This window comes from Roseateles sp. GW821-FHT09G09 (genome assembly GCF_059415965.1).
The window spans coordinates 1-26204 of the sequence record NZ_JBWKOG010000017.1 but is presented as its reverse complement, the minus strand read 5'-3'; the positions used below and the strand labels follow the sequence as shown (position 1 = coordinate 26204).

Sequence of the window (26204 nt, the reverse complement as noted above, 5' to 3'; positions counted from 1 at the left end):
GTCGGCGCCGGGACGGCCGGCGCCGGCGGCGGCACGTAGGCCGGCGGCGGCACGTAGGCCGGCGGCGGGACGACCGCGAGCGGCGGCGGTGCCACCGGCGGCATCACCGGCGCCGGGATCGGGGTGATCACGGGCGGCAGGACCGACGCGACGGCGGAGGGCGCGATGGGTGATGCGACGGGTGATACGACGGGTGGCGCAACTTGCGCCACCGACGGCTGGACCGGCGGCATCGTCCGCACTTCCGGCGGCCGGAAGGCCGAGTTCAGTGCCGGCGTGTGGTCCGGCAGCGCCGGGGTGTGCGGCTCGGTGTTCTTCGTCGGCGCCGCGGCACCGAAAAGCGCCAGCGGGTCCGACGCCACCGTGTCGCGCAGCGCGTCGCCCGGTTGGGAGGCGCCGGCCATGAAACCGGCCAGCGGATCGCTGCCGCCGGGTTGCAGGCCGAAGAGGTCGTCCAGCGAGCGGTTGTTGTCGCCCGGCACGAGGTCCGCGAAGGCGCCCCCGAAACCGAGGTCGTCGTTGCGGGCCGGCGGTGCGGCCGGCGCGGGCGGCGGTGCCAGGTCCAGCCCGCCGAAGGGATCGAAGGACGACGGGAGGCCGCCGGCATTCGAGGCCGCCGGTGTTGAACGCGGCGAAGATGGCGACGAAGACGTCGGTGAAACCGGCGGCGCGAACGGATCGAAGTCGTCCGGCAGCAGCATGGGCGCGACCGGCGCGGGCGGCGGCGCCTGGACCGCCGGCGCGGCGAAGGCCGAGACATGCGGCGCCGGCGCGGGCGAGGTCGTGAAGACGTCGGTCGACGGCGCGCCGCCGAACAGGTCGGCGAACGGGTTGGAACTCGACAGCGCGGCCGGCGCCGGTGCCGGCGACGGTCCCAGCGTGGCCGGACGGCTCAGGTCCGGGGCGCGGCGGATGACCGTGGCGCCGCTGTCGGCGTCGGCCTCGCTCTGGACTTCCAGCAGGTAGCCGCCGATCCGGACCTGGTCCAGATGGCGCAGCGGGACGGATTGCCCCTGGCTCACGGCCTGCCCGGACACGGTGATCGGATTGGCGCTGCCGACGTTGCGGATGACATACCCGCCGGCCTCGGCGCTGATCTCGGCCTGCTGGCGGGAGATGTGGCGCTCCGGGTCCGGCAGCGCCATGGTGTTGTTGTCGGCGCGACCGATGGTCCCCCCGGTGGCGTCGAATCGCGCGGTGATGGGCTGCGACAGGGGCAGGTCGTTGAGCGACACCGCGCGCAGGGTGAGGGTCATGTGGCTGCCTTTGGGACCTCGGGAGACTGGCATGGGATGTTTGCGTGACAATGGTCTCGCTTCAATGAACGAAAGTCACCTGAGAGGGACTTGTCGCTGTTTCATACTGCACCCCGCTCGAATTCCGACGTGATGCCGATGTCGACCTCTTCCCGTTCAGACACCCCGACCTCCCTGACCCCGACCGCGCAAGCGGCGCGGGGTCGTGGTCATTCCGCCCGACCGACCGCGCTGACAGCCGGGACGGCCCTGCTGCTGTGCCTGGCGCTGACGGCCTGCGTCACGCCGAAACCGCCGCCGCCGCCGCCCGAGCCGGTGGTGACCGCGCCGCCGCCGCCGCCTCCTCCGCCGCCCGAACCCGTGCCGCCGACAGCAGCCGAGCAGGCGCTGGCGCAGAAGACCGCCATGCAGTCGATCGAGCTGCTGGAAGCCGGCCAGGAAGACCAGGCCCGCAACGAGCTGCAGCGCGCGCTGCAGCTGGACCCGGCCAACAAGCTGGCCAACAACCTGATGCGCCAGATCACGGCGGATCCGGTGGCGCAGCTGGGCCGCGAATCCTTCGCCTACACGGTGCAGTCCAGCGACACGCTGTCGCGGATCGCGGGCCGCTTCATGGGCGACATCTACGCGTTCTACATCCTGGCCCGCTACAACGACATCCGCGTGCCGCGTCAGGTGTCGGGCGGCCAGGTGCTGCGCATCCCCGGCAAGCCGCCGGCGGGTCCGCTGTATCCGCGCCCTTCGGCGAAGCCGGATCCCAAGGCCGCCGCGGCCGCAGCAGCCGCAGCCGCCGCCGCACAGGCGCCGACGCCGCCGGCGACGACGACGGTGGCTGCCGCCCCGACGCCGGCTGCCCCGCCCCCACCGCCGCCGCCGGAACTCTCGCCCGGCGAGAAGGCGATGCGCGCCGGCGACGCGCATGAGCGCGCGGGCCGTTTCGACAAGGCGCTGGAGGAGTACCGCCGCGCCGAGGCCGCCGACCAGCCGGGGGCCGGCGCGAAGATCGAGGCCGTCCGCAAGAAGCAGATCGCCAAGGCCACGCTGAGCGCGCGCACCGCGTTCGCCAAGCAGGACCTGGCAGGCGCGATCAAGGGCTGGGACAACGTCCTGCAGCTCGATCCGGACAACGAACTCGCCAAGCTGGAACGCCAGAAAGCCGTCACGCTGAAGGCGAAGGCGGATCAGCTGAAGTGACCGGCCTGTCATGACCGCATGCGAAGAGGCGCCCGAGGCGCCTCTTCGCTTTTCGAGCGCCCCCAATGGACGTCCGCCCCCCTCGCAACTTCGCCATCGACTGCCTGCGTGGCGTGGCCATCCTGCTGGTCGTCGTGCACCACCTGGCGCTGCCGTTCCGGCTGCCGCTCGCGCCCAGCCTGCTCGGCCCCTGGCTGCCCAAGCGCTTGATCGACGCCGTCAGCTTCAACGGCTACGAGGCGGTCTTCATGTTCTTCGTGATCTCGGGCTTCCTGATCACGACCCGCATCCTCGAGCGCGACGGCGATCTGCGACGTGTCCGGCTCGGCGCCTTCTACGTCGCCCGCGCCCGCCGGATCCTGCCGCTGCTGCTGGTCGTGCTGACCGTGCTCACGCTGCTGGCCGCGCTCGGCATCCCGGAGTTCGCGCCGTCGTCCAGACAGTCGATCGGCGGGCTGCTGGGCTCGGCGCTGACCTTCACCTTCAACTGGTATGAAGGCCGCACCGGCTGGGCGCCGGCCGCCTGGGACGTGCTGTGGTCCTTGTCGATCGAGGAGGTCTTCTACGTCGCCTTCCCGCTCTTGTACCTCGCGTTGCCGCACCGTTTGCTCGTCGTGGCGCTCGCGGTGCTGGCGCTGAGCCTGCTGCCCCTGCGTTCGCTGGTGCCGATCGCCAACGAGGTCTGGTGGGAAAAGGCCTATCTGCCCGGCATGTCCGCCATCGCCTGGGGCGTGCTGGCCGCCCTCGCCGCGCGGCGCTGGCGACCGGCGCCGCGCGACGCGCGGGCGCTCGCGATCTTCGGCGGCTTCTGCGTACTGCTGGTGATCGGCTGGGGAGACCTCGTCCACCGCCACCTCTTCAAGAGCGGCATGTACGGCCTGTGCCTGGGCACCTGCGCGATGCTGGTCGCGTTCCGGGTCCATGCGCCAGCGCCTCGCCGGGGCCTGGGCTGGCTGGCGCGCATGGGACGGCTCAGCTACGAGCTCTACCTGACGCACATGTTCGTCGTGCTGGCGACGGTGGCGCTGTATCGCGCGTGGATCGGGTCCTCGGAGGCGTGGACCTTCGTCGTCTACCTGCCCGCGGTCGCGGTCAGCGTCGGACTGGCCCGGGGACTGGAACGCCTGATGCATCGCCTTGGTGCCTTGGCGGCACGGGCGTGGCCGAACGCTCGCAGGGATGCCGACATCGCGCGCAGCCACTGACATCCTCCGCCGGAACACTGTATATTCATACAGTATTCAATCTCTCCGGCCGTTCATGGACCTCACCCGCAAGCTCGCCATCCTGGCGGACGCCGCCAAGTACGACGCCTCCTGCGCCTCGAGCGGCACCGATCAGCGCGATTCCCGCGGCGGCGCCGGCATCGGTTCGACCGAAGGCATGGGCATCTGCCACAGCTATGCGCCGGACGGCCGCTGCATCTCGCTGCTGAAGATCCTGCTCACCAACCATTGCCAGTACGACTGCCTGTACTGCGTGAACCGGTCGTCGAGCAACGTCGCGCGGGCGAAGTTCAGCGCCGAGGAAGTGGTCGCGCTGACGCTGGACTTCTACCGCCGCAACACCATCGAGGGACTGTTCCTCAGCAGCGGCATCATCAAGAGTCCCGACTTCACGATGGAGCAGGTGGTGCGCGTCGCGCAGATGCTGCGCGAGGACCACGACTTCCGCGGCTACATCCACCTGAAGACCATCCCCGATGCCAGCGAGGAACTGCTGCAGCGAGCCGGCCGCTACGCGGACCGGCTCAGCATCAACGTGGAACTGCCCACCGACGACGGCCTGAAGGCGCTGGCGCCCGAGAAGGACACCGTCGCCATCCATCGATCGATGGGCCGGCTGAAGCTGCACATCGACGATGCGAAGGCCGCGCATCGCGCGGTGGCCGAGGCGCCGATCCGGGTGCTGCCCGGCGCCGCCGCGCGCCCGGCGAGACCGCCCCGCTTCGCCCCCGCGGGCCAGAGCACCCAGATGATCGTCGGCGCCGACGCCAGCGACGACCGCAGCATCCTGCGCAGCAGCGCCGCGCTGTACGGGCGCTTCCGGATGCGGCGCGTGTACTACTCGGCCTTCAGCCCGATCCCCGATGCCGCGCGGGCCCTGCCGCTCCAGGCGCCACCGCTCGTGCGCGAGCACCGGCTCTACCAGGCCGACTGGCTGATGCGCTTCTACGGCTTCGATCACGAGGAGATCGTCGACGACGGCACGGGTCTGCTGCGGCTCGACGTCGATCCCAAGCACGCCTGGGCGCTGGCCCATCCGGAGCGCTTTCCGGTGGATCTCAACCAGGCACCGCGCGAGTTGCTGCTGCGGGTCCCGGGATTGGGCGTGGGCTCGGTCGACAAGCTGCTCGCCGCGCGCGTCGCGCGCCGTCTCAGAGCCGAGGACCTGCGGCAGTTGAAGCTGCCCACGCGCAAGGTGCTCCCGTTCGTGATCGTCGACGGCCACCGGCCCAGTGCGACGGCGGCATCCACGGCCGCCGGCGCGGCGACGCGCGGTGCGGCGGGCGCCGCCGCGCCTGCGACATCGGCGACATCGGCGACATTGGCGATGTCCGCGATGCCGGCGCCGATGCCCGTGCCGATGCAGATGGGACTGTTCTGATGATCCGCGTCGCACTCGACGGCCCCATCGACGTCGACGGATTCCGCCAAGCGGCGAAGCGGCTGATGGCGTGCGGCGTCGCCCCCGACGACGTCGTCTGGACCACCGGTGACGACGACGACCTCTGGGCCGACGAGCCTCTCGACAGCGAGGCCGGTGTGCCCGAGCCGACGGCGGCGGGCGCGCCATCGACGTTCACCGTTCCCGCGACGTTCCTGTCGCTGTGCCGCTCCGCCCTGCTCCACGCCGAGCCCCAGCGCTTCACGCTGCTGTATCGCATGCTGGTCCGCCTGAAGACCGAGCCGGACTACTGGCGCGACACGCTGGACCCGGATCGCCGTCGCGCGGAGCGCCTCGAACGCGAGGTGCGACATGAGATCCACAAGACGCACGCCTTCGTCCGTTTCGTGCCCGTCGAGGACGTCGACGGCGAGCGCCTGGTCGCGTGGTTCGAGCCGACGCATCACACGCTCGAAGCCGCCGCGCCGTTCTTCGCCCGGCGTTTCGCGAACCTGCGATGGGCGATCCTCTCGCCGCGTTGCTCGGTCGCCTGGGACGGCGCGGCGTTGCGCATCGGTCCCGGCGGCCGGCGTGAGGACGCGCCCCCGCAGGACGCGGGCGCGGACCTCTGGTTGACCTACTACCGCAGCATCTTCAACCCGGCGCGGCTGAAGGTCGCGATGATGACGCGCGAGATGCCGCGCCGTTACTGGGCCAACCTGCCGGAAGCCGCGCTGATCGAGCCGCTCGTCGCGCAGTCCGGAGGCCGCGTTCAGGCCATGCTGGCCGCAGGCCCGACCTCGCCGCGCCGCATCCGCGAGATCGATCGCGCCCGCGCTGCCAGCACGGCCACGCCGGCCAGCAGCATCGCCCAGGTCGACGGCTCCGGCGCAGGCGACGGCACCGCGGACAGCGCGTAGTTGAAGCCCGACGCCGACGTCACCGAATAGTCGACCACACGGCCGTACCAGTCGGTCACCTGCGAGATCCCGCCCCAGTAGATCGTGGGCGCATCGGCGGACATCGTGCCCGTCGCCGACGGCCCGGCCATGTTCAGGCGGCTGTTCATCTCCAGGTAGAAGTCCATGTCCATCGCACGGCCCGCCGTGATCGCGGCCGCGAAGGTGTAGACCGCGTAGACGTTCCCGATCGCGCCGACGTTCCAGTGGCTGGCGGTCGCGACGCTGCCGTCGTGGGCCAGGGTCGTCGTGCTGTCCCAGCTGGTGGTGTAGAACCCGTCGAGCTGGTGGACGAAGGTCCAGTCCAGCGACCCCGCCGGCACGCCGCCGCCCGGGCCGGCCACACCGCTGGCGCCGGGCGTCATCGATGCCGACGTGCCGCCCGCGATCACGATGTTGTAGTGGATGACCAGCGCGTTGTCGAAGCCGCCGTCGTTGCGGCTGAAGGTCAGCGCATCGGTCTGGTAGGCCGACAGCGACGCCGTCGAAGAGCCGCTCCCCGACACGCTGGCCGCGAGGCTGCCCGACAGATGGCCGGGTCCGAGCCGCGTCGACGCCGACGTCGCCGAATGGAAGGCCTCGCCCGACGCATCGATGCCGCTGTCGCTCGCCGAGGCGTTCAGCCAACCAGGGTCACCGCCGTTCGACCGGCCATCGGCGGCATCGCCGGCCCGCACGTCGATCTTCTGCATCGGACCGCCGGGAGGATTGAACTGCGCCCAGGCGCCAGGAACGGCCGCGACAAGGACTGCGGCAAGGAGAAGCGGTTTCATGGAAGAGCTGCCTTGGAAGACGTGCCGAGCACGAGAAGGACAGCGCGAGCAAACGGGGCGCCCATGGCGGGGTTGCCGCTGTCCCGGACTCCGGGGGCGCCGAACGGCGCCGCAGGAAAAACGAACGGCCCGGGCGCCGCGTGGAGGGATAAGAACGTCGCTTGCCCCGTCGAATTCATCCGGATCACCTGGACGCCTTCATCTCGACGCCTTCATCTCACGCTTTCAAGGAGACCCCCATGGAAACGCAGGAACTGCATCGCGGACGCCTCATCGACCACCTCCAGCTCGTCGTGCGGGACCTGCCCGCGAGCCGGAAGTTCTACGAGGCGATCCTGCCGCCGCTGGGCGTGCCGATCGGCGGCTCCGGCGACGACTACTTCTGGGCCGACGAGCTGTTCGTGTCGACGGCGGACAGCTCGTCCGCCCAGGGACACCTGACGGGTCGTCATCACCTGGCCTTCCAGGCCAGGGACCGCGCGGCGGTCGACGCCTTCCACAAGACCGCGCTGGCCAACGGCGGCACCGACAACGGCGCGCCCGGCGAGCGGCCTTACCACCCCGGCTACTACGCGGCGTTCGTGCTCGACCCCGACGGCAACAACATCGAGGCCGTCTTCCACGGCGAGGCCAAGCGGAGTGCCGACTCGGTCAAGGTGACGTTCTGAGCGCGCCGGCCTTCACTTCTTGTCGACCTTGTTCTTCGCCGTCGCCGCCGCAGGCGCGGGCGCGGCGGATTTCGCCGCCGATTCGTCGATCAGCTGCCGCATCATGGCCGTCGCCCGTGCGTTCTTCGGGTCCACCCGCAGACACTTCTGCAGCACCATGATCGCGCCGGACTTGTCGATCGCCGCGAGCTTCTCGGCCTTGCGCACATAGAGGTCGGCCAGCAGGCGCTTCGCCGACGGATCGTTGCGGTCCTGGGGCGCGCGCTTCTCCAGCAGGCGGATCGGTTCGTCCACCTCCCCCTGCGCGGACAGCATCGCGATGTGTTCCAGCTCATTGCGGTCCGGTCCCGCGGCCGCGGCCGCCGTCGCGGCGTTCGCGGCGGTCGTGGCGGCCGGGGTCGACTCCTTCGCCGGCGCGCCCGAGGTCGAGGCCTGCGCCTTGGCCGTGGCTGCCGGCTTCGCCGCGACCGGCAGCGGCGACGTCTTGCGCAGCGTCACGCGCGCCGGCTTGCCGAGGTAGCTCTTCTGGTTGCGCTCCTTCTCGAGCGCGCGCAACGCATCGGCGGCCGTCTCGTTGTCCGGCTGCAGGGCGAGCGCGCCCAGGTACTGCGTGGTCGCGCCGTCCAGGTCGCCGCGCTTGTGCGCGGCCTTGGCCTTGTCCAGGCGATCGGCCACGCCGCTGTCGATCTGCTGCCGCGTCGCGGCCAGGCCGTCGCGGTAAGCGGCGTTGTCCGGACGCAGCACCGTCAGCGCCTCCCAGGTCCAGGCGGCGTCGGCCAGCTGGCCGTCCTTCACCTGCTCCTGCGCGCGCTGGAGCTGCGCCTGCTCGAACGCCGACGGCGGGCTGCCCGTGCCGCCGTCCGGATGGCGCAGCGCGCTGGGGCCGCCGGTACAGGCCGCCAGCGCGGCGGCCATCACCAGGGCCAGTGCAACGGCCGCCCTCATGGGGTCGGCCCGATGCGTCGGCTGGTCTGCAGCCGGGCCTTGAAGGCCTCGAGGTCGTGGTCGCCGAAGATCATCGTGCGGCGCAGCATCAGCGGCTGCGCATAGAAGGCGTTGCCGCCCGGGTTGACGGTCACCGCCAGCGTGTACTTCTGGCGCGTCAGCGCGTCCAGTACCGGTTCGTTGGCGTCGCCGTAGGGATAGGCGTAGTGGCGCACCTGGCCCGCCGTGCCGAGCTTCTGCTCGATCAGGTCGCGCGGGCCCGCGGTCTCGCTGTCGAGGTTGCGCTTGTAGCGCTCCTCGTTCTCGCCGGTCGTGCGCTCGATCAGGTTGCGGTGCGTCTTCGAGTGCGACTGGATGTCCATCAAGCCCGAGGCCTGCATCTCCGCCAGTTGCGACCAGCTCACCGCATCGCCGCCCGCGCCGACGAAGTCGGTGTAGACGAACATCGTCGCCGGCAGGCCGAGCTTGCGCAGCACCGGATAGGCGAGCTTGTAGACCGACTCGTAGCCGTCGTCGAACGTGATCACCACGGCCTTGGGCGGCAGCGGCTCCTTGCCGTCGAGGTAACCGGCGAGCTGCGACAGCTTGACCACGCGGTAGTCGTTCTTCGCCAGCCACTCCATCTGCGCGGCGAAGTTGCCCTGCGACACGGCCATCTTCCCGCCCACCGTGCCGAGCCGGTGGTAGCAGAGGATGGGCACGGTCTGCAGCTGGCCCGAGCGCACGCCCAGCGGGCTCATCGGCTTGAGCGGCACGATCAGCGGCTGTCCGGGCTCGGCCTTCGTGGCGCCGCTGTTGGCCTCGCTGATCTGCCACTCGCGGTCCTCGCTGCCCAGCAGCCGGCCTGCGATGCCGCGCAGCGATTCGCCGGCCACCGGCACGTAGATCAGCAGCCGGTCGCTGCGCGCGATGATCTCGCCGTTGGCGGTGGTCGAGGGCGCCTTGACCGGCGCGGGCTCATTGAGCGGCGGCGTCGCGGTCGGCGGCGCGACGCAACCGGTCAGCGCGAACGCCGCAGCCGCGACAACACCTGCAAGCAGCGGTCGGACTCCCTCTCCCGCTTGCGGGAGAGGGTGGGGGTGAGGGCCAGCGGCCGGCGAAGTACAGCGGGTCGCTTCGTGCGTGAGGCTGCTGGCCCTCACCCCTGCCCTCTCCCGCAAGCGGGAGAGGGAGTCCCCCACCTGCTCACTTCGCGAGAGACGGTGGGAGTGAGGGATCTTCATGCGCAGCGATGCTTTCGCGACCGACATCAGGCGGCTCCCGGCGTGGACGGCGTGGACGGCGGGGCGGGCGGAATGGGCGGCGCGGGCTGCGTCTGCTCGTCGGACGGCGCGGCCGCGTCCTGCGCCTTGAGCTCGGGCTGGGGCTCGGACGCCTGAGCGGTCTGCGCGGCCTGCTGCCGCGCCGCCGCCAGCGCGCCGGACTTGCGTCCGATCGTCGTCGGCGCTTCCGCCTTGGCGGCGGAGGCCGCCAGCGCCTGCTTGTCCTGCAGCGCCTGCGCCATGCGGTCGAAGGCGGCATAGAGCAGGCCGAATTCGTCCTTGCGCTGTTCGCGGATGCGGAAGTCGACGCGGCCGCGGCCGATCTCGTCGAGCGCCTCCACGACCAGCTTGATGGGCCGCGAGAACCAGTTGGCGACGAAGAACATCGCGATCGCGACGGCCAGCACCGTCGTCACCGCGAGCACCGCCATCAGCGTGCGCGACAGCCGCGCGACGCTCTCGAGCGGACGCTCGGGCAGGCCCAGCGCGACGCGCCCGACGGTCTTGTCCTGGAAGGTGATCGGCGAGTCGAAGCCCAGGATCGCCGCGCCGCCGGCCGCGTGATACCGCGTGCGCTTGACGGCGCCCTGCTCGCCCAGCGTCTCGCCGGGTGGCGCCTGGTAGGGCTTGCCGACGGTCTCCGGCAGGCTCGAGGCCGCCACCACGCCGGCGCGGTCGACGACGGTGACGCTCTCGAAGTCGCCCGTCTTCATGATCTCCTGCAGCGACACGTCGACGGAGACCCAGTCCTCGCCCAGCGCGGCGGTGGCGTTCTGCGCGGCGATGAAGCGCGACAGCGCGGTGCCGTAGTCGGCCACCTGCTGCATCAGCGCGGCGTTCTGGCGCTGGCTGATGATGGAGCCGCTCACCGCCATCACGATGGCGACGATGCCGGCCATCATCGCGGCCCACTTCACGCGCAGCGGGATCAGCTTGGAGCGGCCCTTGTTGCGCGCCTCCTCGTCGATCTCATTGAGCACCTTGACCAGCGCGTCGGCCAGCTCGGCGCCGGTCTGGAAGCGGTTCTCCGGCGCCTTGGCCAGGCAGCGGTCGACGACGCGGCGCAGCGACGCCGGGATCTCCGGGCGCAGCTTGTTCAGCGGCGTCGGGTCGTCCTTGGCGATCTTGAGCGCCAGGTTCACGACGCTGTCGCCGGTGAACGGACGCACGCCGGTGAGCATCTGGTACAGCACGATGCCGACCGAGAACAGGTCCGAGCGGCCGTCGATCTTCTCGCCGTTCATCTGCTCGGGGGCCATGTATTGCGGCGTGCCGAGCACGTCGCCGACGCGGGTGCGCTGCTCCCCCTTGGTCGACTCCATGTGGGCGATGCCGAAGTCCATCACCTTGATGTCGAGCGTGCCGCGCACGCGGGCGATGTTGCCGGGCTTGATGTCGCGGTGGACGATGCCGCGCTTGTGCGCGTAGTCGAGCGCGCGGGCCAGCTGGATGGCCATCACGACGGTGTCGCGGATCGCCAGCGGCGCGCCGGGTTCGAGCAGGTCGGCCAGCGGTTCGCCGTCCAGCAGTTCCATGGCCATGTAGGGCCGGCCGTCGACCTCGCCCACGTCGTGCACGGTGACGATGTTGGGATGCGACAGGCTGCCGGAGGCGCGCGCCTCGCGCAGGAAGCGGGCGTGGTATTCCTCGTCCTCGCACAGCGAGGCGTGCAGGAACTTGATCGCCACGTCGCGGCCGATGCTGGGGTCGTGGGCCTTGAACACGCTGGCCATGCCGCCGCGTCCGATGCGGTCCAGCACCTGGAAGCGGCCGACCTGGCGCACCGGGGCCTCGTTGCTGGCGACCTTGGCGGCCAGCGTGCCGCCCGGCAGCGTGCCGGTCGACGGGCGCCGTTCAGGCTCGGGCATGGGGGGCATGGCGCGCAGCGCCGCCACGGCGGCCGCGGCGTCGGGATCGAGCACCGTCTCGGCGAATTCGGAGGCGCCGAACTCGGACTCCTCGGCGTCGGCGACGGGCGCACTCGCCGGGGTCGGCGGGAGGGTCGCGGTCGGGGGCACGGCCGGGGTAACGGGCGGGGTCACGGGCGGTGCCGGCGGCGCGCCCCTGGCGGCGGCCGACAGCGCCGCCGCGGGGACGATCACGGTCTCATTGCCGGAGGGCGAGATGTCCGCGAGCGGCCGGGCGGCCGCGGCGGGCGGCTCGACCGGCTCGAGCGGCGCGGCGGGCGTCGCGGACGTGCCGGACTGGGCGGGCACCTGAGACGCCGGGGCGGACGGCACGGCAGAGGCCTCGGCGGAGATGAGGGATTCCGAAGCGGATTCCAAAGCGGATTCCAAAGCGGATTCCGGGGCCGACTCTTCGGCGGGCGTCGTCGGGGCGGACCGCTCGGCGGGCGCACGCGGCGTCAGCAGCGGGGCGGGCGCGATGACGGTGTGATCGGTGTCGACGGGGATGTCGGCCGGCTTGCGGCTGGCGCGAATCGAGAAGGTGTCGGGGAAGGTCGGATCGATGAAGCTGATCTCGCGCTCATGCTGCACGGTCTCGGGGCCGTCGTCGTGCGCGGGCTCGACCTCCGGCGCGGCAGGCGGCGTGGCGCGGTTGGCGGCGGTGTTGGGCGGCATGCGGTCGAGCGGCGCGCCGGCCGGCACGATGCGTGTCGCGTCCGGATCGAGCGTGGGATCGTCGGCCACTGCCGGTGCGTTGCCCGGCTTGGCCGAGCGGGGGTTACCTTCTTGTCGTGACATCGAACGCCTCGCCGCGGCGAGGATCGCCGCCCAATGCGCATCGTCCCTGTCACGGGGATCGGGGGCAATGAACGAAAGTCATCCGAGGGTGCCACCCGAAGTGGGCTACGCGCCCCACCCCCGGGCGGTTCAGAAGAATCGTGCGACCCATTGATCGCCGACTTCCGGTTCGATCTCCGGATAGCTGATGTTGCCGATGTAATCGTCCGACGCCCAGACCGGACGCACGGCCCGTGCCACGGCTTGATACGCCGGCAACCGATCGTCGCGATTCACATCCCCCGCGACCGGCTCCCGTCCGGCGCGGAGCACGACGCCGCCACCCGGCAGGCCGACAACCTCGCAGGGCGGCGGCAATTCGGCGCGCAGCGCGCCCGCGCCACCCAGGCGGTCAGCCAGTGACGGCCCGAGCGCCGTGAGCCAGTGAATCGTCATCAGGCCCGCGGGCGCATGCAGGACATGGAAGGTGAAAGCACCGATGTCCAGCCCGGGATGCCGCAGCAGCTTCGGCACGGTATGGGTCTTGAAGGCCCGCGCCGAATCGTTCTGCTCTGAGCTCCAGCACGGCGCGAGCCCGCAGAGCGCCACGCGCAGCGGCAAGCCGTCGAGGAGGGCGACGAACAGGTCGCGCAAGGCATCTCCGCCGTGCCCCGCGTCCTCGATCGGCAGCCGCAACCGGATACCGACGCGGGCCAGTTCAGGGGACGGTGCGTAGTGCACCGCGTCGAACATCGGCGCCCGCTGCTCCGCTTGAGGATCGCCAGCCTGGAAGTGCGCACCGAACGAGCCGCTGCCCAGGCTCAACGACGCATCCAGCCAGCGGGCAACGTCCCGCCATTCGTCCGGATTGAACGGGCGCATCTCCTTCTCGTCGTAATGGTAGGCAAGACGGATGCGGTCGCGGTAGCGGGCCATGAAGTCGTCGTACAGGCGCTGGACACGCGGCATCACTGGAGCCAGCGGACCGTCCAGCACGATCACGATCTGCAGGCAGAGATCGACCAGACGGTGGCCGTCGACGTCGACGGCGATTTGCTCTCGGAGTTCGGACAGGGTCATGGGCGTTCGATGAGTAGGGCTGGTCGGCGAAGTGCGCGATTCATCATGAGCAGGCACAGTCCTTGGCCGGTTCCATCTCGACGATTTTCGCCTTGTCCGCACGACTCATGTTGTCGCGGGCAAAGGTCTGATTGGGCGTATGAGAGTCGCCAGGAAATTTCACCTCGACCAACTTCGAGATGTTGTTCGGGGCCAGCCCGCCGGCGGGCGACTTCAGTGTCACCGCATCCCAGATCGTCACGCGACCGCCCAGCGCATTGGCGGCGCGGGCGACGCCGCCCGCCACCGCGGATCCCGGCGCCATGCTGGTCAGCGCGGCCGTGCCCGGAATGGTACGACCCGTCATCGAGACCAGCATGATGAGACGGTCGCCCGGCACCATGGGCGCGAGCGACGGCGCCTCCAACAGGAGCTTCGGGTTCTTGGCGACATAGTTGGTGAACCTTCCGCCATGCGTGGGGAAGGACGACGAGCTCAGACGCTCCGCCATCAGTTGCTGCCGATTGGGCTGTCCGCCCTTCCACTCCTTCGTGGCGTGGCAGGCCGCATCGCACAACTCATCCGCGAGTTCCTTGTCCCCGAGGCGCGCCGCGAAGTCCGCTGTCGCCACGCCCTGGATCTCGCCCGCCAGATTCGCCGCGTTCTCGTGGTTGTGGAACATCTTGTCCATCAACCGGGCGCAGTTCTTCCCGTTCATCTTCGTGTCGAAGGAGTACAGGATCCAGGTGGCCTCCTTCATGAAGGTGCTGGACTTGACCCCGCCGAGCGTGCCCGGGTTGTCCCCGTTGGACATCGCGAACTTGGACCCCTTGATGGCGGCCATCGCCTTGTCGCCCTTGACCGTGGTCGTGCCGTCGGACAGCGTCACGGACTGGGCGATGTTGGGATACGGGATGGGCACGGGGCCGCCGGGGCTCGGCGTCTTGCAGACGTCGGGGATGGTCGCGGCGCTGATGCCGTTGCTGAACTTGTGCACCAGCGAGTTGACGGTCCCGTTGACCTTGATGGTGACCGGCATGTTTCAGTCTCCCCCGCCCAGCCGTTGCAGCAGGCGCTGCTGCCGCCACGCCGGCGCGTCCACCGGGAACAGCGGCGTGCCCGGCCGCAGCAGGCACAGGTGCAGCGCCGCGAGCGCCCTCGCCCGCTGCCGTCCGCCGTGCAGCACGCGCAGGCAGTGCACCTCGCTCAGCGGCTGGCCGAGGAAGAGCCGCCCGTCGGGCGACAACGTCGGCAACCGCGACTGGTGCGCGAGCCACCAGGCCCGCACCTGCTCGACCTGCGGCCATGGCAGCGCGATGTCCACCGGCACCTCGACGTCGTCGTCCTCCGGATCCTCGTTCGGGCCTTCCTCGAGGTCCTCCGGCGGCGGCGCCTCGAGGCCGTCGGCATTGACGTCGGCGCCGGCGATCAGGCAGAAGGCCTCGAGCGCGATGCGCGCCGTCGCGGGCTTGGTCATCTGGTCGATCAGCCACGGCACGTAGCGCAACTGGCCGGACAGTCCCGCGCCGATGATGCGCAGGCGCGCCGCGCCGGCCATGGATTCCGCCTCCACCAGCAGGCGATGTCCCTCCGGCACCGGCAGCGACAGCACCGCCAGCCGGAACGCATCCATCTGCCGCGTGCCCGGCCGCAGCGCCGCACCGGTCAACGCGGCCAGCGCCTTGCCGCGATCGCCCAGCAGCACCCCGGACCACAGCGCCCAGTAGCGCGGCTCGCTCTTCTCGTCGCCGATCAGGCCGAGCACCGGCTCCAGTCCCTCGACACGTCCGAGCTCGCCCGCCAGCCGCAGCGCCCGTGCGCGTTCGCCGGCATTGGTCGAGCGCATCGACACCGACCAGCGCTCGCCCGCGTCCAGCCGGTGCGCGCCGTAGGCCTCCAGCGTCAGGCGACGGCTCAGCGAATCCTCGGGCGGCATCAGGGCCTCGGCCTTCAATGCCTCGTTGGCGCCGACCCAGCCCAGCGCCGACGCCAGTCCAGGCGCGGCTTCGGGCGCCTCCTTGGCGCGCCGCACCAGCGCCGGCCAGTCGTCGGGCCGCCCGTTGAGCGCCAGCACCCCGGCGACGAAGAAGTCTTCCGCGCAGTCGTTGACCAGCGCGGCCTGGCACGGCGGCCAGGCGTCGTCGCCGGCCTCGGCGAGGCCGTCGAGCTGCGCGGCCAGTTGCTCGTCCAGATCGGCGAACTGCTGCGGCGAGTAGTGCGGCGCGTCCAGCGCGTCGCGACGCTGCGTCCACAGGAAGGCGGCCTCGTCGCGGTAGGTCTCGATCTGGTCGGCGGTCACCGGCGCGGGTAGACCGGCCTCGATGCGGGCGTTGTCCATGGTCATGCCCGCACCGCCACGTCGGCGCGGATCACCGCCGCGCCGCGCCCGCCGCCGTCGGAGCTGCCCCACAGCAAGGTCAGCGGCCCCTTCGCATGGCCCTTGCGGCAGGCGGACGCCGCCAGCAGCAGATGCAGCGGCAGGCCCGCCGCGCCCACGTCGCCCCAGCAGTCCGCCGGCGCGAGGAAGTCGGTCGGATCGCGCAGCCGGTCGCGCACGCGCAAGCCGCAGAAGCCGTATTCATCGGCGCGATACGCCTCGCCGTTCATGTCGCACACCACGTTGTCGATCACACCTTCTCCGGGCACTTCATCCAGCGCGCGGCGCAGCGCCTGCGTCAGGCCTTCGCCGATGCAGACCTCGCCGCTCTTGTTCAACTTCGATTCGCGGCCGAGACCGACCGCCAGCACATCGGCCCAGCCGCCCGACGCGTCCGCCGCAGCGCCCGCCCCGGCGGGCGCCAGCAGCAGCGCGCCGGCCGCCTCGCCGGGGATGAAGCCCCAGGCGTTGTTCAAGGGGCCGGCGCCGTGCAGCTGTTCTTCCGCCTCGAGCCATTCCAGCGTCTCCGGCGCGAGATAAGAGTCCACGCCCGCGACGACGACCGCGTCGACCTGTCCGGCCCGCAGCCAGGCGCGCGCCTGGTCGAGCGCCTCGAAACCGCCCGCGTGGCCGCTGGCGAAATGCTGGAACGGACCAAGCCGGGCACCGAGGCGGTCGCGGCACAGCGCGCGCAGGGCATCGGTCGCGTCGGTCGCGGCGGTCGTGTCGCGAGGACCGCCGGTCGCACCAGGATCGCCGGGACCGCCCGGACGAACTGGCGGCCCCGCGACGGCGACGCCGATGCGCCCGTTCCGGACGCCGGTGTCAGGGCGCGCGGGCGCGAGGACTTCCGCCAGCGCCTCCGTCAACGCCGGCGCGAGCAGCGCCACCAGGCGCTCCGTGCCGCGCAGGCCGGCATCGATACCTGCCACCTGCGCCACGCGCATCGGCTCGCCGGCGGTGTCGATCATGTAGGCGTGCTCGCGGAAGCCGCACAGCCCGGCGCGCACCGCGGCGGCGGTCGATCGCGCATCGCCGCCCACTGGCGTGAACGCGCCGATCGCCAGCACGCGCAGCGGCGGCGGGGCCGGCGACGCAGGCGACACGGGAACAGTCGTTTCCTGGCGCATGTCAGGCCGCCTCCGCCCGAGGGCCGTCGACCTCGACGCCGTCGGGCTCCGGCGCGCCGAGCACGCCGTCGCGCAGGTCCTGCTTGAGCCAGAGGCGCGTGCGCTCCAGCTTGAGCACGCGCGGATGGCACGGCAGCGCGCTGTGGAAGACCAGCGAAACCCGACGCTCGTCGGGCGCCAGGATCACGGTGTGCAGCTTCGGCGGCGGATGGACCTCGCGGTGGCCGTCGTTGAAGAAGGTCTCCAGGCCGAGGAACACGCGCGGCAACGCGAACCGCAGCTGCCCGCCGCCCGGCGACAGGTTCAGCAGCGCGACCGGCTCGCCGCCCCGCAGGAAACCGGCGTGCTGCTGGTCCGGCGGCGCGCACTGGTAGTGGCGGTCGTCGAAGTCGTCGGGCAGCAGCGGCAGACGCTCACGCTGCCAGCGCTCGTCGTAGGTGCCGGCGAAGCGGCGGCGCTCCGTCCAGTGGCTGCAGAGCGCGCCCAGACCGGCCGGCACGGGCCGGTCCTTCCAGCTGCGGATCAGGTGGTCGGGGTCCTCGATGTTGGGCAGCGGCCGGCCGTCGACGTGGTCACCGTCGACGGCGTAGCCCTGCCCCAGCGGATTGCGTTCGTCCCAGGTCGCGGGATCGGCCTTCGGATCGACGCCGCCGAAGGCGCGCTCCCACACGACGGGCATCGCCGTGAACGGCGCCGGCCGGCCGATGCTGCGCCCCTGCCAGACGCGGTCGCCGAAGACCTTGAGCACCTTCGTGCGGCTGCCCACCGCCACGCCGATGTCGAGTTCGGTCACCGGCGTGCCGCCGGGCGCGTGCGCCTGCCCGTCGACGATCACGTCGGTCGCCGTCTTGGTGCGGACCAGGTCCGCGTCCGCCATCAGGCTGGTCGAGGCCGCGTCGCCGCGATGCGCCGGGCCGCGCAGGACCTCGGGCTGCGCCTCGGCCACGCGCGGCGTGCCGTCCGCCTGCAAGGTGAAACTCGCCTTCACCGCGACGAGCCAGATCTCGGTGCCGTCGCGGTCGCGCACCCAGCCGCGCTCGGCGGCGAACGGCGTGCGGTTCTGCAGTTGCCACATGGGGAATCCTGACGGGGTCCGGGACCGTCAGTTGATGTCGACGAACGCACCCTTGATGCGGTTCGCGCCGCTGGAGCGGCTCAGCACATAAGTGCCCCGGATCAGGATCTTGCCGGCGGCGGTCAGCACGATGCTGGCCTCCCCGCAGCGCAGCTCGACCTGCTTCGCGCCGTTGAGCACGACCCGCTCGCCGTCGACCGTCACGGTCTGGCCGCGGCGCGTGAGCGCGGGGCCGGGCGTCGCATCGAGCGCCGCCTCGGGTTCGGCGTCGGGCGCATCCCCGCGAGCCTCCAGTTCGAGTTCGCGCGCGGCGGCGGCCGAAGGCGCGCCGCGTCGCGGCGCCTCGGGCTCCGCATGCCGCATCGCCCGGCCCAGGATGACCGGGCGTGTCGGATCGCCGCGCTCGAGCGAGACGATGACCTCGTCGCCTTCGTCCTCGACCTTCAGGCCGACGACGGACATCGCGACGACGGGCGGCAGGCCCTTGGCCATGCGGACCAGGAAGCGCCCTTGCGCGTCGAAGCCGCAGAACATGCCGACCAGCACGCCCGCGTCGACCAGCCGCACGCGGTCCATCAGGTGCTCCGCGGCGGCGACGGCCGCGCGGGTCGGATCGCCGCGACGGCGGTTGGGAGGGGGAGCGGCGCCCAGGGGCCCCGCGTTGCCTGCTTGCTCGGCCATGTCAGTTCTCTCCGATCTTGGCGCCCTTGACGGCCACGCCGCCGCTGCCCTTGATGCCGACCGTGCCGCTGGCCTTGATGGTGATCTTGGAGGCGGAGATCGTGATCCCGCTCGAGTCCATCACGATCTTGCTGCCGCCGGCCTTGAGCGTGATCGAGGGGGCCTCGATCGTGGCGCTGCCGCCGGCCTTGGTCTTGTAGGTGCCCTTGGCGGTCTGCCCGATGGTCGCGGCCGACAGCTTGTGCGGACCGCCGACGCCGATCGACTGCAGCGCGCCGACATTGACCCGCTGCAGCCCGCCGATGGACACCATCTGCGCGCCGCCGACGTTGATCGCCTCGGCCGCGCCGACCGTGTGCATGCGGCCTGCGCCGACGGTGTGCGCCTCGGCGATGGAGATCGTCGTGGTCTGCGCGCCGTTGACGGTGTGGCTGCGCACGCCGTTGACGGTGACCGTCTGGCCGGCGTTGATCGTCACCGTCTCGCCGCCGTTGACCGTCTCGGTGCGATGCGCGCCGATGGTGATGGTCTCGGCCGCGCCGACGGTCTCCGTGCGGCTGGCGCCGACGGACGTGGTCTCGTTGGCGCCGACCGTCTTCGAGCGGTTCGATCCGACGCTGATCGTCTGGTTCACGCCGACGGTCTGCGTCTGGTTGTTGCCGACGGTCTCCGAGTCGTCCACGTCCACCGTGTCGGTGCGGTTGTTGTGGATGGTGGAGGTCTGGTCGTGCTCGATCGTGGTGGCCATGTCGTACTGGCCGTGGATCGTGATCATCTCCTTGCCGGCGGTGTCGTCCATCGACATCTCGTTGTAGCCCGCGCCCTTGTGGGTCTTGGACTTCATGCCGCTGATGACGGCGGCGGCCGGCAGGCCGTACGGGGGCATCTGCTCGGCGTTGTAGACGCGGCCGGTGATGAGCGGCTGGTCCGGGTCGCCCTCGACGAAGTCGACCACGACCTCCTGCCCGATGCGCGGGATGGAGACGCCGCCCCAGCCCTTGCCGGCCCAGGGTTGCGAGACGCGGATCCAGCAGGAGCTGGTCTCGTTGCGCTGGCCGCGGCGGTCCCAGTGGAACTGCACCTTGATGCGGCCGTACTTGTCGGTGAAGATCTCCTCGCCCGACGGCCCCGTCACGATCGCGGTCTGCGGGCCGGGCGCCATCGGCTTGGGCGTGCGGCGCTCGGGGCGGAACTGCTGGTCGGCGGGGATGGCGTTGAAGCGGCAGCGCAGCTCGGACTCGCCCGAGGCCGACTCCGTCGACGCCTGGCGCATCTGCGTGATCGTGCCGGTGATGAGGTACTTGGCGTTCTGGTCGTCGCGCGGATGGCGGCTCAGCGACAGCAGGTGGCCGGTGCGCACGCCCTGCGCGTTGGTGTCGCCGTCGAAGCGGGCGAAGGCGGTCTGGATCTCGTCGAGGCGGTCCTCGACGTACTGCGCGCCGTCGCTGCCCTGCACGTAGCCGCCGGGGTAGTCGAAGACCTCGCCGTCGGACAGGTCGTAGTCGCGGGCACGGTCCAGCTTGGATTCCAGCGAGGTCGACGGCCGCTCGAAGTCGTAGTCGGTGATGACGACCTTGCCGGGCTTGAGGCTCTCCTGCGTCACCCAGGTGTCCACGTATTCGAGCTCGGGCGGCGCGTTGTTCGTGCCGCCGTAGAACGGCAGCGTCTCGCAGCCGGGGGCGCAGTCATGGGCCGAGGCGGCGTCGGTCAGCACCAGCGTGTGGCCGGACTCGTCGTGGCTGAAGTACCAGTAGATGCCCTCGTTCTCCAGCAGCCGGGCGACGAAGTTGAAGTCGGTCTCGCGGTACTGGACGCAGTAGGTCCAGGGCCGGTAGGCGCGCATGAGCTTGAACTCGTGGCGCGCGACCGGGTGGTCGTCGAAGACCGCCTTGACGATGTCGGGGACGGTCATCTCCTGGAAGATGCGGCAGTCGGCGGTGCGCGTGAGCAGCCACAGCCAGGGGCGCATCGTCATCTGGTAGACGGTGTGCTTGCCCTCGAATCCGGTCTGCGCGAAGCGGGTGACATAGCCGGCGAGGTGGCGCGGGGCGTCGTCGCGCAGGGCCATCGTCAGCGTCGCGGACTTGCCGAGCAGCTCCGAGGCGCGGATGTCCTTGCGCTCGCTGAGCAGGGTCAGCGTGGTCTCGCCGAGGTCGCTCAACGCCTCGCGCGACGCGCAGGCGTGCACGCGCAGGACGTCGTCGGCGAGGGCGGTCTTGAGGCGGAATGGAGCTGCCATGGGCGGACCGTGAAGGCGGACCGGAGCAATCGGACCTTCACGGTAGGCTCGGGCGAACTGCGCCGAAAGCGACCAAAGTCATTCGCCGCGGCTGCGAGGCGGGCAGTCCGCGTCGTTGCAAATCCTCGCCATAGCGCCGCTATGGCTGTGGTTTGCGCCTAGCGGCCCCTCCCGCCTCGCAGCCGCGGCGGCGAGCGCGGGGGTTTTGGCATGTCACCGGTGTGAGTGACGCGTGTGCCGCTGGGCGCGGCGGCGCTCGCTCGAAGTTCGCGGAGCGCCTTCCCGGCGCGCCGCGCAGCCGTCACATCGGCAAGGTCAGCGAGACGGTGATCGTCAGCACGGCGCCGTCGTCGGCGTAGTCGACGGTGACCTCGCGGCCCTCGACCTCCCACTGTTCCCACTCGAAGACGCCCTCCTCCTCCTCGCCGTCGACGGCTTCGCCGTAGGCGGCGGTGGCGGTCTCGCGGGTATTCACGGGGGTGGTCGCGAACGGGCCGTTCCCCTTGTAGGGATCGACTTCCTCGCTGCCTTCGGGGTAGTAGAAGATCGCGCTCAGCACGTGCGTGCCGGTGCCCAGCGGCTCACCGTAGTCGACCGCGTGGGTCTCGCGCGGGGAGAAGGACAGCACGACGCCGGCCTCCTTCAGGTGCACGAAGCCGGCGCGGATCTCCTTCTTGCGCTTCTGGGAGAGCTCGGTGGGCGCGGGCGTGCCGGCGGGCGTGGTGTGCGCGAGGACCGCGGCGATCAGCGGAGCATCGGACTCGGTCAGTCCGAGAAGGCTCGGAAGCTCGGGGAGCGTGGGAATGGAGGTGGTGGTCATGAGGCTGAACGATAACCCGTATTGGGGTCGCCGGGCCGGGCGGACGATCTGGGGGGGGGAACTGGCCGACAGGTTGGCCGCCCCACCCGCGAAGACGCCGATCACTTCTTGCGCATCGGAACCGATACCGACACCGTGTCGATCAGCAGATCTTCGCGATAGCTGGCGCGGACTTGGCCTCCATCCTTGCTCCACTGATCCCAGTCGATCTCGCAGCCACCGCTGCGATGAGCGGAGCGCCACCTTCAGTCAGGCAGAGGAGGCTCGGGGCTCGGGAGCATCAGGACCGCCCATCAAAGTCATTCGCCTCGAAACTCCGCCCAACGCTGCGAAAGCACTCGATTGACCGCTTCAAGATTCTCCGGCCTGTCGACGAGTTGATCGAAGCTGTCGACCGCCGGGAACAGCGTCTCCAGATCCAGCAGATATCGATGCGTCCAGCCCGTCCCGTAATACTTCCTGGCGAACTCCGCACCGCGGTCCGACAAGTGCTCCGGCTTGAGGGATCCGCCGGTGTACTGGTCACAGAAGTCGCGGAACGACAAGGTGGCGCGCGCCGGCGACTTCAAGTAATCCTCGATGGCGCCAGCGAACTCCGGCGACAAAAGTTCATTAGCACGACACCACGCGATGAACCAGACGATATGAATGCCATTGGGTGCCTTCGTTTCTTCAGACGTGTAGTTCTCAAAGAAGTCGAGTGGCACATTCTCCATCAGCTTTTCGCCGTCCGCGAGAAACTGCTTCAACAGATCATCCATTTGCTTTTCCTTCAAACGACTGGGAGAGATAAAAGAAAGTGCGATACGGCTCACTACCCAGAAGGCGCCACTCCACGATCGTGCTTCGCATCAGCACGAGCAGATCGACACTGGCCAGATTGGCCGCGAATGCCAAGAAGCCTTCATTCAGCTCCGGCGCTGTCAACTCCCGGCCCGGATAGTTGATCCGCTCTGTGGCGATCCTGGGATTGACCTTGGCCATCACTTCAAAGCAGCGCCCGAGAGACGAGAAATATAAAGCATGATCAATACGTCCGAGTGCGTTCTCGAAAGATTGCAGCACCGATGTATCGATATCCGATGTGAAGGACAGGAGAAGCGCTTCGACGTTATCCTGGTCCGCGACATCGAACGCTTCGTCAACAATGAGGCTGAGCGAAAGATCCCGCGTCCGCGAAGGGCGCTGGGTTCGAAGTACGGAGAGACGTTCACGCCAGGAATCAACGGGATTCGACATCACAAGAAGCCTTTGCATTTTGCCCAGGCCAGATATTGAGCAATGGCGCCATCATACTTATCCCCGAACTTCCCTCTCACATCCGCTATGTCCATCATGACGGCCTGCATGAATCCAACCTTGCCTGATTTCATCAAAGCAGACTGAGTATTCCGATAGGCTTTGGCTGCGGCGCTGCTCCCCCAACTGGCGGTCTGCTTGTGATCCGCCTTGTCCATCTGGATCGTGGGCTTGCCGTCGGACGACACCGCTCGACCGTTGATCTTGTCGTAACTGGAGTCGGCCGGCATGTGGTGGGACTCCCGCTTGGGATCGTATCCATATCCGCCCTCCTTGATCTTGCCGTGCTTGCCGCCTCGGTATCCATCGCCGGGCACACCGTTCTCCAGGGGCTGGCAGGGATCGCCCTTGATCTTCTCGCCGCCTTTGCCCTTGTTCTCTGCCTCCGGGCCGTCGGAAGCCTTTCCCTTCGGAGCCTCCGCCTTGCCGCCGAGTTCCTGGATCTTCTTCTCCGCCGCGTCGATCGTCTCCCGAAGCTTCTTCTGCACCCCTTTTGGAAGATGCGGCAACACTTCGTCGGCGACCTTTCTCACGGCTGCGGCGTAGCGATCCGCGTTCTTGGCGATCTTGGCCGCGACGGCCGCTTCGCCAGCGATCGGCACCGCCCCGAGCAACGACAGTCCCGCGCCCAGCCAATCCCCGCGAGCCGCACTGACCAGGCCGTTGAGAATGTCCGCCGGTGCGCCGGCGCCCGGGATCAGACCCACCACATCCAGCAGCATTTGCAGCGCGTCGAGCTTGGAGATCTCCATGGTCTCCACCTTGACCGCCGCATTCGCGTCCTCCGCCTTGCCTGCACTCGCCGCAGGTGACTTCTGCAGGATGCCTGTCGTGTTGTAGCTACCCATGCGATCAGCCGCCGTTCATCCAGAACTTGTCGCCATGGCGCACGACCCACTTCTTACCGGCACGCACCGTCGAGCTCTTGTCCAGCGGCTCGCACTTCTTGCCCACCGTGCCGCTCTTGATACCGGTGCCGCTGCCCGGCGTGTCGCCCGCGCTGCTGGGGGTCTTGCTCTGGTCGAACACCACTGCGGGATACCCGTTCAGCTTCACGCTCTTGACCACACCCGTGGCGGCGCTCAACTGCGATGTGATCGGATACGGCACCGGCACCATCGAGCTGCCCATGGGTGTCTTGCAGACGTCCGGCGGCATGCTGTAAACGACCCACCCGCTTTGCTTGCGGGCCCCGTAATTAGCTGCCATTGGCGGTCTCCACCGAAATCTCAGTTCTCTTCTCAGTCGGTACGCGAAACAGCGGCGCCGCCAGATCGGTCTCGAATCTCAGTTCGGCCGTTTTCACACCCATCTCGGCCGACACGCTCGCACGCCAGACGATGGCCAGCTCCATCGCGTCCGTATCGACGTGCACGGTATCGATCGCGCACACGCCGCCGAGCATCAGGCCGCTGGCGAGATGGAACAGCACCGACACGCGGTGACCCGGCAAGGCGATGAACGCATGCCCGCTCGGGCAGAGCGCGGGGTCGACCAGGTTGCCGAGCTCGATGTAGCAGTCGGGCCGCGGGAAGGCGATCTGCTGGTCGTCCGGCGCGGCGTTCCAGTACGCCATGTCGAAATCTTTCGGCAGATTGGGCCAACGCTCGGCCAGCCATTGATCGTTGTACGAGCCGGCACGCTGGATGCGCGGCGTCCACGCGCGCCCAACGGGACCGAAACCCGCCGGGCGATGCGCATAGGACCTGGCTTGCTCAAGCATCTGGGGCGGCTGCTGGCCCGCGGCCTGCGACGTGATGTCCGGTCGATCGACTCGCCGGTCGGGCGCCTCGATCTGCGGCGCGGGCCATGACGCGGGCATCGGGACCCGTGCGTCCTGCAACGCCCGTTCCAGGTCCGCATGCATCCAGCCGCGACCCAAGGGATTCAGGAAGCAGACTTCGTTGAGCAGCAGCTCGGGCGCATCGGCGTCTCGTCCGAAATCGGGATTCGCCACGCGGCTGCTGCCGCCATATGCGAGTTCATACAGAAGCGGAACGCTGGTCGCGAAACTCAGCGTGCGTCGCGTCCAGGCACCCGTGGGGTCGCGCACGAACTCCGACGGCGCCTGCAGATGCAACGCCTTGTCCAGCAGCATCTCGCGGCTGCGATCCCCGTTCGGTCCGCGTGCTCTCAGCCAGCCGTCGATCGCGACGCGTCGCGACTCTTGCCACGCCACACGGTCCGCGAAACTCGCATCGGGATCCGTCAGCGGCGGCACGTAGCCGGCGGCCGGATCCGCCTGGGGATGGCGCGACGGTTGACTGACGCGCAGCCTGGCGAGCCAGCCTTCGCTCGCCTGCCCACCCGGCGCATGGCTGGTGCCGGTGACCAGGACGTCGCACTTCGGCTTGAACGGCGCGAGATCGCTTTCCGCGCGCACGCTGCTCTGGCCGACCTCACCGACGTATTGATCCTCGGTGACCAGCGGCGGTGCGCCTTCGTCGATCAGTTGCGGCACCAGGCGCATCGGGCCGGCGGCTGTCGGCTGCGCGCCTTCCAACTGCCACGCCGGCACGAGCTTGTAGACCGTGCGCACCGCCACGACCTCGTGCTCGCGGTCCTGCGTGTCGATGCCGCGATAACCCGCCGCGCCGAACGGCGTGAGGTTGACCAGTTCCATACGGAGATCCGACCTCAGTTGAGGTCGATGTCCTTGCCGTTGATCTGCACCGGCCCGGACGCATCGAACAGGAACTCCGAGCCGACGATCGTCACCTTGCCGTCCTTGGTCATCGTCAGGCTGGCCTTGCCGACGACGAAGCGGATCGCGTCGCCCGCGACCAGCTCATAGGTCTTGCCCACGCGCGTGGTCTTGCTCAGGCCCACCTGCTCCGACTGCTGCAGGCCGACCGTCGTGTTCATCAGCCCACCGACCGTCGTCTGATAGGCGGCGCCGATGGTCAGCGCCTTGCCCAGCCCGATCGTCTCGGCCTTCGCCAAGGCGATGGTCTCGGTCTTCATGCCGCCGATCGTCACCGACCGGTTGTCGCCGATCGAGACGGTCTCATTGAGGTCGACCCGCTCGGTGCGGTTCTGATGAACCGTGATCGTCTCGTTCAGATCCACCGTCTCCGTGCGGTTGCCCTTCACGAAGACCGTCTCATGCCGGTCGATCGTCTTCGTCCGATCCCGCCCGACCCAGTGCGTCTCGTCGTTCTCGACCTCGATGTCCT

At 69.7% G+C, this 26204-nt stretch carries 23 protein-coding genes; 5 read left to right on the top strand and 18 right to left on the bottom strand.

The window, feature by feature from the left end; translation table 11 throughout:
• On the bottom strand, positions 1 to 1256 hold a 1256-nt coding region (locus tag AC07O8_RS27080), incomplete at its 3' end, for an FHA domain-containing protein (RefSeq protein WP_495051002.1).
• Between the two features lie 138 nt (positions 1257 to 1394).
• Between AC07O8_RS27080 and AC07O8_RS27075 the strand changes: the two genes are divergently transcribed.
• The 5 genes from AC07O8_RS27075 (at position 1395) to AC07O8_RS27055 (ending at position 7457) form a co-directional block, all read left to right on the top strand.
• Complete coding sequence (locus tag AC07O8_RS27075; protein ID WP_495051001.1) at positions 1395 to 2450, top strand: LysM peptidoglycan-binding domain-containing protein; 1056 nt, start codon at positions 1395 to 1397, stop codon at positions 2448 to 2450.
• A 65-nt stretch (positions 2451 to 2515) separates the two neighbouring features.
• Positions 2516 to 3655 carry an acyltransferase family protein gene (locus AC07O8_RS27070; RefSeq protein WP_495051000.1) on the top strand — a complete coding sequence of 380 codons (1140 nt, stop codon included), beginning with the start codon at positions 2516 to 2518 and terminating at the stop codon, positions 3653 to 3655.
• A gap of 55 nt (positions 3656 to 3710) precedes the next feature.
• A complete protein-coding gene (locus AC07O8_RS27065; RefSeq protein WP_495050999.1) occupies positions 3711 to 5057 on the top strand; it encodes a putative DNA modification/repair radical SAM protein in 1347 nt (448 codons plus the stop codon).
• Positions 5057 to 5977, top strand: a complete 921-nt coding sequence (locus tag AC07O8_RS27060) for a TIGR03915 family putative DNA repair protein (protein ID WP_495050998.1) — start codon at positions 5057 to 5059, stop codon at positions 5975 to 5977. The genes AC07O8_RS27065 and AC07O8_RS27060 overlap by 1 nt, the downstream gene beginning before the upstream one ends.
• Before the next feature lie 1051 nt (positions 5978 to 7028).
• Positions 7029 to 7457 carry a VOC family protein gene (locus AC07O8_RS27055; protein ID WP_495050997.1) on the top strand — a complete coding sequence of 143 codons (429 nt, stop codon included), beginning with the start codon at positions 7029 to 7031 and terminating at the stop codon, positions 7455 to 7457.
• A gap of 12 nt (positions 7458 to 7469) precedes the next feature.
• Here AC07O8_RS27055 and AC07O8_RS27050 read toward each other — a convergent pair whose 3' ends face one another.
• The 17 genes from AC07O8_RS27050 to AC07O8_RS26970 form a co-directional block, all read right to left on the bottom strand.
• Positions 7470 to 8402 carry a hypothetical protein gene (locus tag AC07O8_RS27050; RefSeq protein WP_495050996.1) on the bottom strand — a complete coding sequence of 311 codons (933 nt, stop codon included), beginning with the start codon at positions 8400 to 8402 and terminating at the stop codon, positions 7470 to 7472.
• Entirely contained in the window at positions 8399 to 9544 is a 1146-nt protein-coding gene (locus AC07O8_RS27045; protein ID WP_495050995.1) for a polysaccharide deacetylase family protein, read from the bottom strand. The genes AC07O8_RS27050 and AC07O8_RS27045 overlap by 4 nt, the downstream gene beginning before the upstream one ends.
• A 107-nt stretch (positions 9545 to 9651) precedes the next feature.
• Positions 9652 to 12369, bottom strand: coding sequence for a protein kinase domain-containing protein (locus AC07O8_RS27040; RefSeq protein WP_495050994.1), 2718 nt, complete (start codon positions 12367 to 12369; stop codon positions 9652 to 9654).
• Between the two features lie 129 nt (positions 12370 to 12498).
• Complete coding sequence (locus AC07O8_RS27035; RefSeq protein WP_495050993.1) at positions 12499 to 13428, bottom strand: type VI immunity family protein; 930 nt, start codon at positions 13426 to 13428, stop codon at positions 12499 to 12501.
• A gap of 43 nt (positions 13429 to 13471) precedes the next feature.
• Positions 13472 to 14446, bottom strand: coding sequence for a DUF4150 domain-containing protein (locus AC07O8_RS27030; RefSeq protein WP_495050992.1), 975 nt, complete (start codon positions 14444 to 14446; stop codon positions 13472 to 13474).
• A 3-nt stretch (positions 14447 to 14449) separates the two neighbouring features.
• A complete protein-coding gene (locus tag AC07O8_RS27025) occupies positions 14450 to 15751 on the bottom strand; it encodes a TIGR02270 family protein (RefSeq protein ID WP_495050991.1) in 1302 nt (433 codons plus the stop codon).
• A complete protein-coding gene (locus AC07O8_RS27020) occupies positions 15748 to 16890 on the bottom strand; it encodes a beta-ketoacyl synthase N-terminal-like domain-containing protein (RefSeq protein ID WP_495050990.1) in 1143 nt (380 codons plus the stop codon). The genes AC07O8_RS27025 and AC07O8_RS27020 overlap by 4 nt, the downstream gene beginning before the upstream one ends.
• Positions 16891 to 16915: 25 nt before the next feature.
• Positions 16916 to 17989, bottom strand: a complete 1074-nt coding sequence (locus AC07O8_RS27015; RefSeq protein ID WP_495050989.1) for a DUF2169 family type VI secretion system accessory protein — start codon at positions 17987 to 17989, stop codon at positions 16916 to 16918.
• A 27-nt stretch (positions 17990 to 18016) separates the two neighbouring features.
• Positions 18017 to 18670: a DUF6484 domain-containing protein gene (locus tag AC07O8_RS27010; RefSeq protein WP_495050988.1), complete on the bottom strand. Its 654-nt coding sequence runs from the start codon at positions 18668 to 18670 to the stop codon at positions 18017 to 18019.
• Position 18671: 1 nt separating this feature from the next.
• On the bottom strand, positions 18672 to 20909 hold the full coding sequence (locus AC07O8_RS27005; protein ID WP_495050987.1) for a type VI secretion system Vgr family protein: 2238 nt from the start codon (positions 20907 to 20909) through the stop codon (positions 18672 to 18674).
• A 301-nt stretch (positions 20910 to 21210) separates the two neighbouring features.
• Positions 21211 to 21729 carry a hypothetical protein gene (locus AC07O8_RS27000; RefSeq protein ID WP_495050986.1) on the bottom strand — a complete coding sequence of 173 codons (519 nt, stop codon included), beginning with the start codon at positions 21727 to 21729 and terminating at the stop codon, positions 21211 to 21213.
• Positions 21730 to 22028: 299 nt separating this feature from the next.
• Entirely contained in the window at positions 22029 to 22490 is a 462-nt protein-coding gene (locus AC07O8_RS26995; protein ID WP_495050985.1) for a DUF7832 domain-containing protein, read from the bottom strand.
• Positions 22483 to 22968: a hypothetical protein gene (locus AC07O8_RS26990; RefSeq protein WP_495050984.1), complete on the bottom strand. Its 486-nt coding sequence runs from the start codon at positions 22966 to 22968 to the stop codon at positions 22483 to 22485. The genes AC07O8_RS26995 and AC07O8_RS26990 overlap by 8 nt, the downstream gene beginning before the upstream one ends.
• Positions 22968 to 23876, bottom strand: coding sequence for a hypothetical protein (locus tag AC07O8_RS26985; protein ID WP_495050983.1), 909 nt, complete (start codon positions 23874 to 23876; stop codon positions 22968 to 22970). Before AC07O8_RS26985 ends, AC07O8_RS26990 begins: the two co-directional genes overlap by 1 nt.
• Before the next feature lie 4 nt (positions 23877 to 23880).
• Positions 23881 to 24186: a DUF4150 domain-containing protein gene (locus AC07O8_RS26980; RefSeq protein ID WP_495050982.1), complete on the bottom strand. Its 306-nt coding sequence runs from the start codon at positions 24184 to 24186 to the stop codon at positions 23881 to 23883.
• A gap of 40 nt (positions 24187 to 24226) precedes the next feature.
• Positions 24227 to 25651 carry a DUF2169 family type VI secretion system accessory protein gene (locus AC07O8_RS26975; RefSeq protein WP_495050981.1) on the bottom strand — a complete coding sequence of 475 codons (1425 nt, stop codon included), beginning with the start codon at positions 25649 to 25651 and terminating at the stop codon, positions 24227 to 24229.
• 14 nt (positions 25652 to 25665) lie between these two features.
• Positions 25666 to 26204, bottom strand: a 539-nt coding sequence (locus AC07O8_RS26970; RefSeq protein WP_495050980.1) for a bacteriophage T4 gp5 trimerization domain-containing protein, incomplete at its 5' end; no start/stop codon positions are given.